The organism is Photorhabdus machadonis, from assembly GCF_052657765.1.
In genome coordinates this window covers 2,445,503-2,463,520 of sequence record NZ_CP199761.1, presented here as the reverse complement: position 1 = coordinate 2,463,520, position 18,018 = coordinate 2,445,503, and the positions used below count along the sequence as shown (strand labels likewise).

At 40.3% G+C, this 18,018-nt stretch carries 19 protein-coding genes; 10 read left to right on the top strand and 9 right to left on the bottom strand.

All coding sequences use genetic code 11. The features are described from left to right. The first annotated feature begins 32 nt into the window (after positions 1 to 32). From ACUN2T_RS11730 to ACUN2T_RS11710, 5 genes are all read left to right on the top strand, one after another. Positions 33 to 947: a metal ABC transporter substrate-binding protein gene (locus ACUN2T_RS11730; RefSeq protein WP_445497613.1), complete on the top strand. Its 915-nt coding sequence runs from the start codon at positions 33 to 35 to the stop codon at positions 945 to 947. After that, positions 944 to 1,840 (top strand): manganese/iron ABC transporter ATP-binding protein, encoded by an 897-nt coding sequence (locus tag ACUN2T_RS11725; RefSeq protein ID WP_445497612.1) that lies wholly within the window; start codon positions 944 to 946, stop codon positions 1,838 to 1,840. The genes ACUN2T_RS11730 and ACUN2T_RS11725 overlap by 4 nt, the downstream gene beginning before the upstream one ends. After that, on the top strand, positions 1,837 to 2,712 hold the full coding sequence (locus tag ACUN2T_RS11720; RefSeq protein ID WP_021324215.1) for a metal ABC transporter permease: 876 nt from the start codon (positions 1,837 to 1,839) through the stop codon (positions 2,710 to 2,712). The genes ACUN2T_RS11725 and ACUN2T_RS11720 overlap by 4 nt, the downstream gene beginning before the upstream one ends. Continuing rightward, on the top strand, positions 2,709 to 3,596 hold the full coding sequence (locus tag ACUN2T_RS11715; RefSeq protein ID WP_445497611.1) for a metal ABC transporter permease: 888 nt from the start codon (positions 2,709 to 2,711) through the stop codon (positions 3,594 to 3,596). Before ACUN2T_RS11720 ends, ACUN2T_RS11715 begins: the two co-directional genes overlap by 4 nt. 119 nt (positions 3,597 to 3,715) lie before the next feature. Then, positions 3,716 to 4,573 carry a fructosamine kinase family protein gene (locus ACUN2T_RS11710; protein ID WP_445497610.1) on the top strand — a complete coding sequence of 286 codons (858 nt, stop codon included), beginning with the start codon at positions 3,716 to 3,718 and terminating at the stop codon, positions 4,571 to 4,573. Positions 4,574 to 4,627: 54 nt separating this feature from the next. Here ACUN2T_RS11710 and ACUN2T_RS11705 read toward each other — a convergent pair whose 3' ends face one another. Beyond that, complete coding sequence (locus tag ACUN2T_RS11705; protein WP_445497609.1) at positions 4,628 to 5,170, bottom strand: YniB family protein; 543 nt, start codon at positions 5,168 to 5,170, stop codon at positions 4,628 to 4,630. A gap of 265 nt (positions 5,171 to 5,435) precedes the next feature. Between ACUN2T_RS11705 and ACUN2T_RS11700 the strand changes: the two genes are divergently transcribed. Together ACUN2T_RS11700 and ACUN2T_RS11695 are read left to right on the top strand one after the other, a co-directional pair. Further along, a complete protein-coding gene (locus ACUN2T_RS11700) occupies positions 5,436 to 5,828 on the top strand; it encodes a hypothetical protein (protein ID WP_445497608.1) in 393 nt (130 codons plus the stop codon). Positions 5,829 to 5,944: 116 nt separating this feature from the next. Beyond that, positions 5,945 to 6,238, top strand: coding sequence for a hypothetical protein (locus ACUN2T_RS11695; RefSeq protein ID WP_445497607.1), 294 nt, complete (start codon positions 5,945 to 5,947; stop codon positions 6,236 to 6,238). A 228-nt stretch (positions 6,239 to 6,466) separates the two neighbouring features. Here ACUN2T_RS11695 and catA read toward each other — a convergent pair whose 3' ends face one another. Further along, positions 6,467 to 7,105, bottom strand: coding sequence for a type A chloramphenicol O-acetyltransferase (gene catA / locus ACUN2T_RS11690; RefSeq protein ID WP_445497606.1), 639 nt, complete (start codon positions 7,103 to 7,105; stop codon positions 6,467 to 6,469). Between the two features lie 1,049 nt (positions 7,106 to 8,154). On the opposite strand from catA, the gene ACUN2T_RS11685 reads away from it, so the two are divergent. Both ACUN2T_RS11685 and ACUN2T_RS11680 read left to right on the top strand, forming a co-directional pair. Next, complete coding sequence (locus ACUN2T_RS11685) at positions 8,155 to 8,703, top strand: metal-dependent hydrolase (protein WP_445497605.1); 549 nt, start codon at positions 8,155 to 8,157, stop codon at positions 8,701 to 8,703. Between the two features lie 207 nt (positions 8,704 to 8,910). Continuing rightward, positions 8,911 to 10,302, top strand: coding sequence for an L-cystine transporter (locus ACUN2T_RS11680; protein WP_445497604.1), 1,392 nt, complete (start codon positions 8,911 to 8,913; stop codon positions 10,300 to 10,302). Between the two features lie 70 nt (positions 10,303 to 10,372). Here the strand turns inward: ACUN2T_RS11680 and htpX are convergent, their stop codons facing one another. The 4 genes from htpX to ACUN2T_RS11660 all read right to left on the bottom strand — a co-directional run bounded on the left by htpX (position 10,373) and on the right by ACUN2T_RS11660 (position 14,971). Continuing rightward, the gene (gene htpX, locus ACUN2T_RS11675) at positions 10,373 to 11,260 is read right to left on the bottom strand and encodes a protease HtpX (RefSeq protein ID WP_445497603.1); all 888 of its coding nucleotides are present in this window, start codon (positions 11,258 to 11,260) and stop codon (positions 10,373 to 10,375) included. Positions 11,261 to 11,605: 345 nt separating this feature from the next. Continuing rightward, entirely contained in the window at positions 11,606 to 13,657 is a 2,052-nt protein-coding gene (gene prc / locus ACUN2T_RS11670; RefSeq protein ID WP_445497602.1) for a carboxy terminal-processing peptidase, read from the bottom strand. Positions 13,658 to 13,676: 19 nt separating this feature from the next. Next, positions 13,677 to 14,378, bottom strand: coding sequence for an RNA chaperone ProQ (gene proQ / locus ACUN2T_RS11665; RefSeq protein ID WP_445497601.1), 702 nt, complete (start codon positions 14,376 to 14,378; stop codon positions 13,677 to 13,679). 95 nt (positions 14,379 to 14,473) lie between these two features. Next, complete coding sequence (locus ACUN2T_RS11660; RefSeq protein WP_133812766.1) at positions 14,474 to 14,971, bottom strand: GAF domain-containing protein; 498 nt, start codon at positions 14,969 to 14,971, stop codon at positions 14,474 to 14,476. Positions 14,972 to 15,634: 663 nt separating this feature from the next. On the opposite strand from ACUN2T_RS11660, the gene ACUN2T_RS11655 reads away from it, so the two are divergent. Continuing rightward, a complete protein-coding gene (locus ACUN2T_RS11655) occupies positions 15,635 to 15,877 on the top strand; it encodes a DUF1480 family protein (RefSeq protein WP_445497600.1) in 243 nt (80 codons plus the stop codon). A 202-nt stretch (positions 15,878 to 16,079) separates the two neighbouring features. Here ACUN2T_RS11655 and ACUN2T_RS11650 read toward each other — a convergent pair whose 3' ends face one another. The 3 genes from ACUN2T_RS11650 to yobA form a co-directional block, all read right to left on the bottom strand. Beyond that, the gene (locus ACUN2T_RS11650; RefSeq protein WP_445497861.1) at positions 16,080 to 16,421 is read right to left on the bottom strand and encodes a YebY family protein; all 342 of its coding nucleotides are present in this window, start codon (positions 16,419 to 16,421) and stop codon (positions 16,080 to 16,082) included. 163 nt (positions 16,422 to 16,584) lie between these two features. Beyond that, positions 16,585 to 17,478, bottom strand: coding sequence for a copper homeostasis membrane protein CopD (gene copD / locus ACUN2T_RS11645; protein ID WP_445497599.1), 894 nt, complete (start codon positions 17,476 to 17,478; stop codon positions 16,585 to 16,587). A 2-nt stretch (positions 17,479 to 17,480) separates the two neighbouring features. Beyond that, entirely contained in the window at positions 17,481 to 17,867 is a 387-nt protein-coding gene (yobA, locus tag ACUN2T_RS11640; protein WP_445497598.1) for a CopC domain-containing protein YobA, read from the bottom strand. Positions 17,868 to 18,018 lie beyond the last annotated feature (151 nt).

The window sequence follows — 18,018 nt, the reverse complement described above, 5'->3', positions numbered from 1 at the left end:
TACATATTTATAACAAGTAAAGGTTTGAATTCATGAAAAAGAAACTCTCTCTGCTTCCTTACCCCATACCAGGAATCGTATTGATTCTCTTATCCATAATCTTATTTAGCCAGCAGGTATCCGCTGCCAAAAAATTCAAAGTCGTCACCACTTTTACAATCATTCAGGATATAGCACAAAATGTAGCAGGTGATGCTGCAATTGTTGAATCAATTACTAAACCAGGCGCTGAAATCCATGATTATCAGCCTACTCCCAAAGATATTATAAAATCTCAACATGCTGATTTGATCCTTTGGAATGGATTGAATCTGGAACGCTGGTTCGAACGTTTCTTTGAAAACCTCAAAGATGTGCCCGCCGTTGTCATTACTGAAGGCATTACACCATTACCCATTCGTGAAGGACCTTACAACGGAAACCCTAACCCTCACGCCTGGATGTCACCAACCAACGCTTTGGTTTATATTGAAAATATCCGCAAAGCATTTGTGAAATATGATCCTGAAAATACAGAAATTTATAATAGGAACGCCAAAGCCTATGCTGAAAAAATCGCCCAACTGGATTCTCCACTGAGAGAACGTCTTGCCCGTATTCCACAGGATCAACGTTGGTTAGTCACCAGTGAAGGAGCTTTTAGCTATCTGGCTAAAGATTATCAATTCAAGGAAGTTTATCTGTGGCCAATCAATGCGGAAGAGCAAGGTTCACCACAACAAGTTCGTCATGTGATTGATACGGTAAGAGCAAATAAGATCCCGGTGGTGTTCAGCGAAAGTACAATTTCCGATAAACCAGCCAAACAAGTCAGTAAAGAAACCGATGCCCGTTATGGTGGCGTTCTTTATGTAGATTCACTCTCCGGCAATGACGGGCCAGTACCAACTTATATTGATTTACTGAACAAAACGGTAGATACAATCGCAAAAGGATTTAATCAATGAATAGCAATATGCTGTTTGAACGCCCTCATTTAGTGGTTGATGACGCCACGGTGACTTATAACAACGGCCACACGGCTATTTATGACGCCAGTTTTTCTATCACTGGCGGTACTATCTGTGCATTGGTTGGCATTAATGGCAGTGGTAAGTCCACACTGTTTAAAACCATTATGGGGCTGGTAAACCCATCTCAGGGGAAAGTTACCCTGAGCGATATGCCTGTCAAAAGTGCGTTAAAGAAAAATATTATCGCGTATGTACCTCAAACAGAAGAAGTCGACTGGAACTTCCCAGTACTGGTTTCTGATGTCGTTATGATGGGCCGCTACGGCAAAATGGGTTTTTTGAGAATCCCAGGCAAAAAGGATCACCAAGCTGTTGATGAAGCACTTGAACGGGTTGGCTTAACAGCTCTGCGCAACCGGCAAATTGGAGAGCTCTCAGGCGGGCAAAAAAAACGGGTTTTTCTTGCAAGAGCGCTGGCTCAGGAAGGAAAAGTTCTGTTACTGGATGAACCTTTTACCGGTGTTGATGTAAAAACAGAAAATGCCATCATTGACCTGCTGTGTGATTTACGTGATGAAGGTCATCTGGTTTTAGTCTCAACTCACAACCTTGGCAGTGTCCCCGAATTCTGTGACCACGTTATCCTGATCAACCGAACTGTTTTGGCAAGTGGCCCGACAGAAACAACGTTCACCCAGAAGAATTTAGAGATGACTTTTGGTGGAGTACTTCGTCACATTAATCTATCCGGGCCGGAGTTGCATAATGATGATGATCCACGTTCTCTGACGGTTATTACTGATGATGAGCGTGCAGCGGTGTTTTACGGTCAAGATCATCATGTTCCACCGAGGCAAACCCAGCAAAAGGAGAAACATCAACCATGATAGAACTTTTGCTGCAACCTTTTCACTATAACTACATGGTGAAAGCTATCTGGGTCAGTTCCATTGTCGGTGCCGTTTGTGCCTTTCTTTCTGCCTATCTGATGCTAAAAGGCTGGTCACTGATGGGAGATGCGCTCTCTCACTCGGTTGTGCCTGGTGTCGCCGGGGCTTACGCATTGGGTCTTCCTTATGCAGGTGGCGCTTTTTTTACCGGCATGCTGGCAGCGCTATCAATGACTCTCGTTCGCCATATCACTCGCTTACGTGAAGATGCGGTGATCGGGTTTATATTTTCTACTTTCTTTGCTGCCGGCTTATTGATCGTTTCTCTCAATCCCACATCCGTTAACGTACAAACCATTATCCTCGGCAATATCCTCGGTATCGCTGATGAAGATGTTCTCCAGGTTGAAATTATCATTGCGGTTTCATTTATCGTGTTGATGCTTATTTGGAAAGATTTGCTGGTTGTGTTCTTTGACGAAACCCATGCACGTTCTATTGGCTTATCTCCCTTACGGATGAAAATCATTTTTTTTACTTTACTGAGTGCCTGTACCGTTGCTGCCTTACAAACTGTCGGTGCTATTCTGGTCATTGCAATGGTAGTGACGCCAGGCGCAACCGCCTATTTACTGACTGACCGTTTTAAACACTTACTGATAATTGCAGTGGCTATTGGTTCCCTGACCAGTGCGTTTGGTGCTTATTTAAGTTTCTTCCTTAATGGTGCCACCGGCGGTGTTATTGTCACGCTACAAACTGTTATTTTCCTATTGGCATTCTTCTTTGCACCAAAACACGGATTAGTCGCATCCCGTATACGTGCCAGAAAAGAATCCGTGGCATTGGCTAAGGAGACACCGCTATGAATCAGTTGATTCAATTGATCACTGAACCGTTTATGTTTCCATTTATGCAACGGGCAATGTTCGCAGCCATTGTGACAGGCGCAGTATGTGCGATGCTCTCTTGTTACCTGGTACTTAAAGGGTGGTCGTTAATGGGAGATGCTATCTCTCATGCCGTATTACCGGGGATTGTACTGGCTTTCGCTGCCGGGATTCCTCTGGCTATTGGCGCGTTTCTTTCTGGTATTTTTTGTGCTTTTGCAACAGGATATCTGAAAGAACACAGCCGGATAAAAGAAGATACTGTGATGGGAATCGTCTTTTCCGGCATGTTTGCTTTTGGTTTAGTTCTTTTTGCCCGAATGGATACCGACCAACATCTCACTCATATTCTGTTTGGTAATATGCTGGGGATCACTAAAGATGAATTAAATCAAACATTATGGATTTCCTGTATTACCATGGCTGTGATACTGCTAAAACGTAAAGATTTCATGCTCTATTGCTTTGATCAAAACCAAGCGCGCGTAGTAGGATTACCTGTTAAGTTTTTGCATTACGGTTTGCTTTGTTTGCTGGCAATGACTATTGTCGCCTCCCTGCAAGCCGTGGGAATGATTCTGGTTATCGCAATGTTAATATCGCCGGGGATTATCGCTTTTATGTTATGCCGCAGTTTTGACCGAATGTTAATTGTCGCTACTGTTGCGTCGGTCATTTCCTGTGTTCTTGGTACACTGATTAGTTTCCATATTGATGGTGCAACAGGACCATGCATTGTTATTGTCCAAGCTATTTTCTTTACACTGGCACTGAGTTACAACCAGATAAAGCAGACAAGAACGAAACTCAAACGTAAAACCCATCAAACTACTCTCCAAGTCTCCGACGAACCTAATCAATAACAAAAAGGGTTATATCTGTTTTAAGATATAACCCCGCTAATCATCTTTTTTACCGACTCATATATTTTCTCTGACTATAATTGTTCATTAAAGTGATTGACGATTTAGAGAGGTGAACCATGTGGCAGGCAGTAAATCGTTTGCTAAATGAATATTTCGGTGCTGCCGAGATTCACGATAAAACTGCGTTAACTGGAGGCGATATTCATCAAGCCTGGCAAATCATTCATGGCGAACGGCAAGTTTTTGTCAAATCAAATCTGAAAGAAATGCTCCCTGTCTTCAAAGCAGAATCTGAACAACTTGAACTACTGGCACGCAGTCAAACTATTCGTGTCCCAGCTGTTTATGGTGTTGGCTGTGATCGAGACTACAGTTTTCTGTTACTTGAATTTCTGCCTTTAAAATCTTTTAACCCACACAATGCTTATTGTTTCGGTCAACAATTGGCAAAACTTCATCAGTGGAGTGAGCAACCCCAATTCGGCTTTGATTTTGACAATATGCTGGCAACAACACCACAACCAAATGGTTGGCAACGACGTTGGCATCAGTTTTATGCAGAGAAACGAATTGGTTGGCAATTACAGATTGCAGCAGAAAAAGGCATGATATTTGGTGATATTGATAATATTGTTCGGGTCGTAAGTAACAAGCTTCAACATCACCAACCACAGCCCTCTCTCTTACATGGCGATCTCTGGCCAGCTAATTGCGCTTCTCTGGATGATCACGCCGTTGCTTTCGATCCTGCTTGTTATTGGGGAGATCGTGAGTGTGATTTTGCTATGCTACCGTTGTACCCTGATTTACCGATGCAAATTTTTGATGGTTATCAGAGTGTGTGGTCACTGCCTGCCAATTTCATTGATCGACAACCTATATATCAGCTCTATTATTTGCTTAACCGTTGTAATCTGTTTGGTAGTGATAATTTTATTGCGGCGCAAGACATTATTGATGACATTATGCAATGAAGAAACAATTGGCTGCGGAAACACTTCATTCCGCAGCCATCACCACCAGAAGATTTACCAGCCTAAAATTCCCAGTAGAAAATAAAAAATTGCACCGATAATTACCGGTGAAACATATAAAATATAAATTTGACTAAACAATGTATGGTGCGGAAGTTTGATTCTTAATTCAATCTGTTCTCTTGTCAGGCCACCATTATCTTTGACTCTTTCAAGAATCAACTGATCTTCAATATTTTCACGTACAAATTTCACTTGTCTATACATACGCTGGCCTGATGCATTCATAGCAAGACCAACAAAAATAAGAAAATAAATAATCAGAAAACTCATATTTTCCCCAGTGAAACCAGCCAAACGAACGGGAGTTGGCGAATTTTTCCAGAAGAAATCCAAAAATGGCGTATTAAAGCGCACCATTTCAGCCATCATTTTCAGGAAATCATCTAAAACAGCATTGATGCCATCACCTTTAATACCATGCAGCCAGGCAAGATTGATCACAGAAACGATGGTCGATAAGAATGCCGGAATAAAAATCACCCAACCTAAAATTCGCTTAATAATAGCGATGCATCCGGCTTTTTGGTAAGTCATGATACCCCTCATAGCAGTAAATAGATTTTATTTTTGGCTAATCATAGCCCATCAACCATTAAATTTAACTTTATATTTAATTAACTAAGCATTTCTTACCCTGTTCCCCACAAGAAAAAGATTTCATCTACCGATGATTACTACAATCGGCTTTCGCTAACTGTCTGACCAGTGAGAGATACTTATGTCTTTTCATTTACCAAATGAAACGGCATTTGACAAAATAAATCAACATTTAAAATAAATAATAAAAACAATAAATTAAATGAAAATTTATCACCAAAACACACCTGAAAATCATGAAGTTTTTGGCACACAAAACAATCAGCACAATGAAAATGCCTTCCCTAAAACCAGAATGGTTTGTCACATGGAACTGACCAGTCACCAACTCATCAATGGTGTTTTTGTCGGATATAAAACTAACAAAATGACATTAACTGAAGAGCTAATGGAAAAGACACCTGATAATTCATTGACGTTATTTGACAAAGACTACTATTCACTTGAATTACTCAATCGCTGGCATAAAGCCGGTAAACAACGACATTGGCTCTTGCCATACGTAAAGACCTGGATTATGAAATTCTTCATCGCTTTAATCGAAATGGGCGTAATTGACTTGTTCACCTTACACCAACACCAGCCTGAACAGTAGCAAACGGGACTTGCTTCTTTATTTGAGTCAATTTACTCGATAGCTTTTTTAATCCCGCCATTGGATTTCCTTTATTTAAATCTCCTATAATGAATTTGTCAAAAACAGGAGTTCACATGAAAAAATTAGCAGTTCTATTAGTCGCGTTACTTCCATTTAGTGTTTACGCTAAACCCAATGTTTCTGAAATTTATGGGAACATCAAAGTCGTTAATTTTGGTGCGGACTATAAAGTTAAGATTGTTAACTCATCACCAGACCTGAAAGTCAAAGTTGTGAATGGTTCCGCTAATTCTCCGGGTAAATGGAGAATGGTTGATTCATCACCTGATTACAAAATTCAGTTCGTAAACTCATTCCCGGACTTTACTATTAAATATGTAGATTCATTTCCTGGTCCAGCCAAGTGATCACTATACTGATAACGCTAGATCACTTTTTAGCCGATATAAAACAAAACCACCGAAGGTAACCAACATGTAGTACTTATATTTATCCAATAACAAAAAGATCACCATTCGTATTGCCGAAGTATTATGGACACTAATAGCCATCTGTGTTAACTGATGGCTATTAGCGTATTTCTGATACAATTTTATATTAAGGCCATAAATAATTCAGGTTGAGGTTGGCTTTAACTAAATAAAATCGTTACATAGCTCTTGTAATTTATTAATAACACGCCCCACATGGAAACCGTCGCAAGTAGCATGATGTACCTGAATTGTTAAAGGCAACTGAGTTTGATTTCCCTTTTTGTAATATTTTCCCATTGTAAATATAGGTGGAAAATAATCCGTAAAATTCGTAACGTTCAAGTTAAATCCATCAAAACTCACCCACGGCACTGACGATATATGAAAGTGGTTTTCAGGTAGTTCTGGTTTAGAAAAAAAGCAAAGATCATATTTATAGGTTTCATAATCAGCAGAATAGTTTTTCATAAACCCTGACAGATCAGAATTGAACTTAGTCCAAATCACTGAGAATGCTTCTGTTTCCTTGTGAAAGATTGTATATGCAGGATTTACACTATCCCATACAATTAATTCTTCATCTTTTATAGCCATTCTGAACTCAGAGTAAGAGTTCACAACTGTTGATATTAAATAAATCATGGTTGGGTAGAATTTATATTGTTTTCCTACCAACGAAAACAACAAATGAGTAATATCAATTTTTGTTGTTAGGCTAAATCCGCATTGCGCGACATTACAGTAATGTAAGAAATGCTCTTTCCTATCCCAGCGATCTATATCAATCTTTGAGTAACTCATGTTTCCCCCTTCTAATGTAAAATTTAATAAATTGATTAAATTAGAAGGGCTGCTTTTTCTGTTTGTATTGAGATCATAATCACTCCGGTATGAAATTGGATTAAAGACTCAGTTTCTGGTGAAGAAAAATTATATATTAGCTAAAAACAAATCACTACCAACACAGCATTATTTCTATAAATCAGATAATAAGAGAATAAACACCATAAAAACTTATACAAAATTCTATAAATGACACTTCATGAGTACCTTTTATAGAATTTTATAAAATGGTATTTTATTCTTTTAATAGCGTTTCTCGCTTGCTCTGACATTCAGCTTCTGCCATTTCCCCTATTGCATAAATAGCCCCCAGAACAAACCAGCCTTGATATACAACAAAAATGACAAATGCTGTATCGGAATGCTGTCAGAACGTACTTGTACTCTTTAACGAATGAATCCCTACCAAACAGATAAGTTAAAAACTTAATTACACCAAACAACCAACCCGAAAAATAACTGAGACTCACAAAACCTTCGATATCTTGCGTATTGCCAATAAATAAAAGGGACGCGGTAGTTGCGCCCAAAATGATTGAATAGATGTATTTCACCATCACGTCCCTATTTTTGGTTTCTCTGTTGAATATTTACTCGCCCACACTTTAGCGATATAACCGAAAATCTGACTTAGTGTCAGCTTCTGCTTACGATGTTCTAGTATTACAGCCGTAGATACCAAGAAGTTGCATTTTCCTTGATACTCACGACCCTGAGAAACCGTATGAATTAAACTTTTCTATGAATGTCCCTTCGGTTGAAAAAAGGAAGTACGGTTTGTAGTATTAGGACAGCCCCACCATTATTTGTTTAAATGGCAGTTTCTAATTGCTCACATAACCGCCATAGCGTTTATTCCTTATTCTGTCAAATGAAAATCTAATTAAATATTAACGTTATATATTAATAAATAAGATATTTTTGCTTTTCACCCCCTATCTTACCCGCATAAAACCCACTATACTTCGCCAACTGTATGGATAGACAGTTATCAGTCAGAGGAATTTATGACCGCAGAAGGGCATCTTTTATTTTCAGTTGCCAGTATTATTATGGCGCACAAACTTGAAATAACACCAGAAATAGCCAATGGTGACTGGTTGCATATGCTACCAGGCGTGCTGCTTACTGCATTGTTACCAGATATAGATCACCCAAATTCAACCCTAGGGAGATTATTCAGATTTATCTCAATTCCAATTGCCAAACTATGTGGTCACAGAGGATTCACTCACAGTTTACTTGCTCTTACATTAGGTATTGCTTTACTTTGGCTCAAAATACCAGAAGAGTGGCCTGTACCAACCGATTTCTTCCATGCCATGATTGTTGGCTATCTAAGTCATCTGGTAGCAGATATGCTAACTCCCGCTGGTGTACCACTGTTATGGCCAATAAAGATACGTTTCTGCCTGCCTGTACTTGGCAAACAAGGAAATAAGAAAGCAGAAAGATTTATTTCTGCCTTGCTGGTTGTCATTGCCATTTTTCTGCCAGAACATATTGAATACTCTATATTTATTTATATAGATTACATCAAAAAACTGTGCTGTTAATAACCTTTGAAAATATTTTCAGTGTTATAGTCGCATAAAAATCAATCTTAATTGCCATGATGATTATATCAAATTCTATTTAATTATAAGGACCGATAACCTTAGCTGATACCATATTCTCAATTACTTGCTGTAGGGTATAGGTTTATAACTTAACTCGATTAATACAGCTTAACTCCCTTAATAATTAAAATCTGGAGTTTGGGGATGAATTTACCACTAATTCTAAATGTGCTCGTTTTCGCAGCACTGCTTTTGCTATTGTCGAAAGCCAGCTCACACCAATGGAGTCTGTCGAAAAAGGTTCTTTTCGGCCTTGCCATTGGCGTTATTTTTGGTCTGGCGCTACAACTGACTTATGGAGCTGATAATACCACACTGAAAGAATCAATCTCATGGTTCAACATTGTAGGTAATGGCTACGTACAGCTTCTGCAAATGGTAATTATGCCGCTGGTATTTGCCTCTATTCTAAGCGCAGTTGCCAGATTGCATAAAGCATCTTCTCTGGGTAAAATCAGTTTTCTGACCATCGGCAGCCTACTGTTCACTACCATGATCGCAGCGCTGATCGGTATCATTATTACTAACCTATTCGGTCTGACTGCTGAAGGTCTGGTGCAAGGAACTCAAGAAACAGCACGCCTGTCGGCTATCGAAAACAACTACATAGGCAAAATCTCTGATTTGTCTGTGCCACAGTTAATTTTATCTTTTATTCCTAAAAACCCATTTGCTGATTTAGCCGGTGCCAATCCAACGTCTGTTATCAGTGTTGTTATTTTTGCAACCTTTCTGGGGATTGCCGCACTGCAAATATTAAAAGATGACCGCGAACGTGGTGAACGTGTATTAGCTGCTATCGATATTATGCAAACATGGGCAATGAAACTGGTCCGCCTGGTTATGCGCCTGACACCATACGGTGTTATGGCTCTGATGACCAAAGTTGTGGCCAACTCCAATATCCACGAAATTGCGAAACTGGGCAGCTTTGTTATCGCATCCTACATTGCACTAGCGCTGGTGCTTGTTGTTCACGGGTTTCTGCTCTCTCTCACCGGTGTCAATCCACTTAAATTTTTCAAAAAAATCTGGCCGGTATTGACCTTTGCATTCACTAGCCGTTCAAGTGCAGCCAGTATCCCACTAAATGTTGAAACCCAGACACGCCGTATCGGTGTACCGGAATCTATCGCCAGTTTCTCAGCATCTTTCGGCTCAACAATTGGTCAAAATGGCTGCGCCGGGATTTATCCTGCCATGCTGGCAGTCATGGTTGCGCCGACAGTAGGCATAAACCCATTTGATCCTGTATGGATTGCAACACTGGTTGGTATTGTGACTATCAGCTCCGCAGGCGTTGCTGGTGTAGGTGGCGGTGCCACATTTGCCGCACTGATTGTTTTACCCGCAATGGGATTACCTGTAACGCTAATTGCCCTATTGATTTCTGTTGAGCCTCTTATTGATATGGGCCGTACCGCGCTAAATGTGAGTGGCTCAATGACCGCCGGTACAATTACCAGCCAGTTAATGGGGCAAACTGATAAAAATATCTTCAATCAGGAAGAAGAAGTTGAATTAAATCAGCTATGATTTGAATTTCAAAAATCATAAAAAAGCCGAGGAATACACATTCTTCGGCTTTTTCATTTTATTCACAATATTATTTATTCAGGTACTGCCCACTACGCAGAGCTTCAATACGTTTGTCTAATGGTGGGTGAGACAGAAACAGCTCACTGAACGTCCTGGATTTACCATTAATACAGAATGCCATCATACTGCCTTCTTCCTGCGGTTCATAACTGGTTTTCAGACGCTGTAAAGCCGCAATCATCTTCTCACGGCCAACTAACCTAGCGGAACCTGCATCTGCATGGAATTCGCGGTAGCGGGAGAACCACATGGTGATAATACTTGCCAGAATACCGAATACAATTTCCAGCACCATTGAAACAACCATGTAAACGATCGGGTTACCAGAAGAGCTGCCCTCTTCTTCATTATTGTTACCAGACAGAAAACCTGATACAACCTGAGCCAGCAAACGGGAGATGAAGATAACGAAGGTATTGACTATTCCTTGCAGCAACGTCATCGTCACCATATCACCGTTAGCAATATGGCTAATCTCATGGGCAATAACAGCTTCCGCTTCTGCCCTGCTCATATTATCCAACAGGCCCGTACTAACAGCTACCAGAGAAGCATTACGACGAGCGCCAGTCGCAAAGGCATTAATGTCAGGCGCAGCATAAATCGCAACCTGTGGCATCGTAATATTGACCTGCTCCGCCTGACGGCGAACAGTTTCAACTAACCAATGTTCAACTTCATTTGCTGGCTGTTCTATAACCTGACCACCAACAGAACGTAAGGCCATCCATTTGGACATCAGTAGGGAAATAAACGACCCACCGAAGCCGAACAGACCAGCCATAATCATTAAACCTTGTACGCTACTTCCCTGAATTCCTGTCAGAGAAAGTATTATCCCGAACACCAACATAACAGCAAGGTTAGTGAGGAGGAACAAAGCAATTCGCATCATAAAAACCGGCTTCCTTTATTAATAATTAATGCACTTTCAGAGTTAATCTATAAATAAGGCTGTTCTTGCTATATTCAAGGTTTTGAACTCTTCAAGCGATAAAATCAACACAACTTTACAAAATCATAAAAAAACCGGTATCAGCCTAACACCAATTGGTTAAGCAAAATACTCCAATAGCCGGTAACACAGAGAAAATGTGAAACAGTTCATCATTCTCCTGAAAAGAGAGAACAGCTCAAAAAACAACGTTTATATGGATATTGAAAGCCCAATACACCGTTCACTCAAAACATCTCAAGTGAACGGCATTGAACATCGTTAACGGGCTGTTTGAAAATCACTCTACTTAGATTTGGCTAACATTTTCTCGACAGGTTGATGCGCTAAATCAAGTGCAATTTTCACTGATTCATCAAGATAGGGATCCGGCCCCTGATAATCTTTAGGTAAATCATCCAGTGAAGTTAACCGTTTTTTGCCCTCGCGTTTAAAGCGATCATTAATCCGGTTCAGTTTTAAAGCATCATCTTCTTTGTTCTCTTTCTCTCTTTGTGCATAATTAAGAGAAACAATGTTCTTATGCTCTTTTATTGCCTTATAGTGCGCAATGTCTTCATTTATATGCTTGAACTCTGGATCATCCGCGATGCGGGCACTATGAGCCACATTCAACTGCGGAACTAACCCCGCAATAACTTTAGATCCTGTATAACGGGCAGGAGGAACACTATCCCAAGGCAAAGCATTATCTTCAAAACTTTCCCCTGTTTCTGCTGGATCAATCCCCGTTGGCATCACAATATCAGGTGTAACACCTTTACGCTGGGTACTACCACCATTCACACGATAGAATTTCTGAATCGTATACTGGACAGAACCCAGTGATGGCCAATCAGGGCGCATCATTTGATCGTAAATACGACTCAAAGAACGATATTGCTGAACCGTACCTTTACCAAACGTTGGCTCACCAACAATCAACGCCCGTCCATAATCCTGCATTGCTGCGGCGAAAATCTCAGAAGCAGAAGCACTAAAACGGTCTACCAAGACAACCAAAGGCCCTTTATAGTACACCACTTCATCAGTATCGGAATCCTGGCGGACTTTCCCATTATTATCCCTGACTTGCACAACCGGCCCGCTTGGGAGAAACAGGCCAGACAGAGAAACCGCTTCTGTCAGTGCACCACCACCATTACTACGCAGATCAATAACAATAGCACTGACATGCTGTTTAGTCAGTTTTTGCAATTGAGTTTTAACATTATCAGTCAAGCCAACGTAAAAACCTGGGATATCAAGAACGCCTACTTTTTCCTTACCAATTGTCTTGACTGACATCTTCACTGCCCGATCTTCCAGACGGATCTGTTCACGAGTCAAAGTGATAGTACGTGGTTTTGCCCCTTTGGTATCAGAAATAACCTCAAGCCGTATTTTACTGCCTTTAGGGCCTTTAATCAGTGCAACCACATCATCCAGACGCCAGCCAATAATATCCACCATGGACCTCCCTGCCTGAGCGACACCAATAATCTTATCACCCACTTTTAATGCGTTGCTTTTGGCGGCAGGTCCACCGGCAACCATAGAATTTATGACGGTATAGTCATCATCTATCTGTAAAACAGCACCAATTCCTTCCAGAGAAAGACTCATCTCTGAGTTAAATTGTTCAGTATTGCGTGGTGAAAGATAATTGGTATGAGGATCGATCTCACGGGCAAACGCGGTCATAATCAATTGGAAAACATCTTCACTCTGACTTTGTGTCAGACGTTTTAACGCAAACTGATAGCGCTTGGTCAGCACTTGTTTAATTTCTTTATCGTCTTTACCGGTGAGTTTGAGATTGAGCCAATCATATTTAACTTTAGCATCCCAAAGTTTATTTAATTCTTCGATATTCTGCGGCCAAGGGGCTTTGGAACGATCAACATCAATTGTATCGTTACCACCAAAATTCATTGGCTGTTCAAGACGAGATAAAGCGTACTGATATCGTTCAAAGCGGCGTTTTTGCAACAAATTAAACAGGTCATACGGGATTTCCAGATTCCCGCTTTCCAATTCCTTACCTAACAACTTCTTCCTATCAGCATACTGAGCTACATCTGACGCCAATAATATGTTATGGCTGTAGTCCAGTATATTAAGGTATCGGTCAAATATTTTTGCTGAAAAATCACCATTTAAATCAAATTGACGATAATGAGAGCGAGTGAAGCGGGATGTTACCCGCTCGCTCACTGTTGAGTGCTGAGGCTCTTGCTTCAATACAGGCAGTTGTTCAATACGAACTGGAACAGCCGCTGGACTGTTTGTATTTGCATAACACGTACCAAAAATTGAAACGCCCAAGACAAAAGCCAATCTGACGAATGTGTTCATGCCTAAGTTGGCCTCCGTATCAGAACTGTAAGTGTTCTGCGCGTACGATCATCGCTAAACCGGAAGGCAATTGTACCCGTACACCGTCTTTGGCGATTTCAAGCACAGAAGCATCCATTGAGCTTTTACCCACTCTTACTTTAATTTCCTGACCAATTTTCAGCGATGAAACATCGGCGATCTGAGTCGGTGCAGGTTGAGCAGGTTTAGCCACCGGTTTACGTGCTTGCTGAGGGCGATTTTGTTGGCGTGGCTGCCGTTTTTCCCCTTCAGTATTATTGGCACGACGACGAGGAGCGGGCTTTTTGGCTACAGGTCGTTCATTTTTTTCACCGGTAGCCGCATTTTCAGCTTCACGTTTTTTAGCTCTTTGTTCTGCACGCTGTGCCTGAACCCGTGCTTTGGCTTCAGTCAGTTGCTGGAGAGCGTGTTCAATGTGTTCCACCTCCAGTTCACCGCATGAATTACCATCAAGGTCAACACGCTGCGCGCCCTCCTTAACACCATACAGGTAACGCCAACTTGATGTATACAGACGCAAGGCAGAGCGCAATTGTGTTTTACTTAAACACTCTTCGTCCTGGATACGTTCAACGATATCCTGAAAAATACCGATCTTTAAAGGACGAGCTTCACCTTCGGCTACGAAACAGAGCGGGAAACGCTCAGCTAAAAAAGCAATAATTTCTTTACTACTATTCAACTTAGGTTGATTTTCCATGAAATTTCCTGATTACAACGGTTTTGCCAACCAGCATAGGCATGAACTGGCGTCATTATAATAGCGTTGCTGATAAATGCCACGTTATCCATATGTTAAGTTACATTCAATTCAACATATTTCGGCACAACGCACTGTTCTAAGTGAGCACAAAGCCCATCAATAAGGGCTTGTAAGCCAAATTCGTCTTTTTCGTCGAATCTATTAAAAATCGTGCTATCAATATCCAATACACCAATGATTCTATCGTTTACGATTAATGGCAACACAATTTCAGCGTTACTGGCAGCATCACAAGCAATATGACCGGGGAATGCATGAACATCATCAACACGCTGAATACGCTTTTCTGATACAGCAGTTCCACATACCCCCTTGCCAACAGGTATTCTCACACAGGCAACTTTTCCCTGAAAAGGCCCCAGAACCAACGTATCACCATCAATCAGGTAAAAACCGACCCAGTTAACGTCATGCAAACGTTCATACAACAATGCACTGGCATTAGCGAACGTCGCTATTAAGTCAAACTCACCAGACAACAGCGCTTTTAAGTCCGCTGCAAGCTCCCGATAAAACTCATTTTTATTCATATTGACCTATCCGATGAAATTTACAAAATACATCTCTATTTTTTATATCAAAAAAATATCAAATGCTCATAACAATAAGGTTAACAGCCTGTCACACTGACGTAAATTTTTTAATGTCTTTAATAAGATATTCTTTATTATATTTATTGAGCATAGGTAAAGGTTAGTGAGATGTCACACCTCTTACCAAAACATTAAAAGGTGCAGCCAGTATGAATATGATTCACTGTAAGCATCTCAATGCCCTCACGCAATAAAAATCAGACTGAATTATTCCACAATTATAAAGATCAATTATCTGATAACCGTACCAATCATTAGTTTCTTTCATTTTAGAGTTAACACTTCATGAAGTAAAAAACAAAACATTCAAACAATTTATCCATAGAATTATTGCACTACCACTTTATCGTTGACACTTTCAGCTCCTACGACCACACCAAATAAATATTTCCTACTAAATGTGGAAAAGGTTAAAGAATAGCGAAGATGAAAAAAGCAATATGACGAAACTAAGTTTTAGAACAGATAATTATAACAGCAATATCATCTACCGATAATACAGCATGGAAAATATTATTACTGGCAATCTCAGTCATTTGATCTATTCTCAAATGATGGCCTTACTGGTCGTACCTGTTAACTAAAAATGAAGGAACCATCATGAATCAGACAAAGTTAAGAATTTCCAGCTACGAAATTGATGATGCTATTCTATCTTCACCTACCGAAGAAGACGACACTACCATTAGCATTCCTTGTAATTCTGACCACGAGCTTTGTATGCAACTGGATGGGTGGGATGAACATACCAGTATTCCCGCCTTACTAAACGATAAGCACATTCTGCTATACAGGAAACATTATGACAGACAAAAACATGCATGGATTATGAGGGTGGTCTGATGTCCAAAAAACTTTTGACAAAAAAAGGCCGAGTTAACTCCTCTACTCGGCCTAGGGAAAATGGTTCTTAAAGAACCGTGCGCTAAAAGTGTCATTGAGACGTAAACAACTTACAGTTTAAAGCGTAGCTGACATATGGCATTTTACCAATTTTTGGGGTGATAAATAGCCAAATATCAGACTGCCGCTTAACTCAATGGCATTATTTTTTATCACACAATGACAGAGCTGCTTGCTGGAATGGCTCTATACTCATTTTTTGAGCCGGATTTTTGCTATCATTCAATAGAATAATATCCAAAGACTTCGCATTCACTTTCCCTATCCTCATCATCTCTGTCGCTATATCATTCAATGGGTATTGCACTAACGTACTTGGATTGATCACAAACAGAGCCCGATTTGCTCTGCAATCCAACATCACTTCTTCCCGTGTAAATGCCCATTTATCACCAAACTGTAGCTTACTCACCGTTTCAATAGGTGCAGCAACATTTTGAAAAGAGAGAGAAAACAAGGGAAGTAATAAAAATAAACGTTTCATAATAGTTACCAATGTAGATATAAGGGCGAGAGAAGCAGATTCATTCTCCCGCACTACCTGCACACTCCATTCCTGCACGCCGTCCATATTCACTCTATATTTTGTTGTCAAGAACAGACCGCACCAATAGCCCCTACTGAGACCAAGGAGTGAGTTAAGAAAATCAAACCGGCTGATAAGTGGCGAAAACAGCAACACAGAATAAAGCCAATGCTCCAAGCATAATTTCAACCCAACTATTGATAACTAACAATTGATAGCGGCCGGGTTGCCTCAATTTAGGAACCAAAATATAGCGATTAATTAATGCAAGTACCACCATACCCGCCACCAGTGCTATCTTTATCCATAGCATTGATTGATATTCACTGCCACTATATTCCGGCCAATCAGGGAGCAAAATCAAGCTACTGATGGTGCCTGTAACAATAATAAGAATTACTGCAATATGACCATACATGGAAAAACGCATCATAGAAATCATGATCTGTTTATCCAGCCCTACAGCCAATTCACTTTGTATACGCAAAAATTGCAGACACAACAAAAATGGCCATAATCCACCAAACCAGTATCCAACACTCAATAAGTGAATTACCTGATTAATCTGATGGAAAACGCCTGTTATCCCATCATGTATTACCGAATGACCAATAAAAGCATGACAAGACAGTAAAATGGCAGAGATGATTAACATCATAATATTTCTGGTTTTTGGGTTATTGATAAACAATAACCCTGTAGCAACTATTGAAGCCAGTATTTGCCATTGCCAAACTTTGCCAAAAGTTGTTCCCAGTACTGCCAGCCAGATATCTAGATTATAAGTATCTTGCCAACCATCCCCCATTATCCCCGCTTGCATTGCCAACCAGCCAATTGCCGTTATGAGTGCCACAATCGTGCTGATAATTACCCCCAGACGGAGACGGGTATCAATCAGAGCAGATAAACGATCGGGAACCAGTATGGCAGTAAATATGCTGAACCCAAACATCAACATGACTGCCACGAAATGAGTGAAGCGACAAAGGGTATACAGCGCGATCAGAGACATAATTACTTAACTGTAAAGCTATAGACGCCTTTAGTCTTATGCCCATCAACAGAGACTACGCTCCAGTCAACATCATATTTACCCGCCACCAGCTTATCTTCGACAGGAAGAATAAGTTTTGTATTGGTTGCCGGATCAAGATTTAATTTACCCGTTTTTATAGGTTTATTTTCCGGACCAGTCACTTTTACTTTACTGAAATTCAGCTCAATACCTTCTGAAAAACTCAAAGTGATTACCTGTGGTGTATTTTCTACTGTCGTATCTTCGGCTGGAATTTGTTCTGTTAAATGCGCATGGGCTAAAGCCTGCTGGCAAGACATACCGACAAAAAGGACAACTAAAGCCGATAACTTTCGGCAAAAAGAGTGAATTTTGCTAATAGCCATAAATGACCTCTTAATTTTCAGATGAACTTCTATAAATTGATATCATCTTATACCAAAAGGATGATTTTATCCGCGATAACTTACAATGAGAATTTCGTCTTGTGAACCATCGCGCAAAAATAAAGGAAAACCGCAGTATTAGCCTGAAATA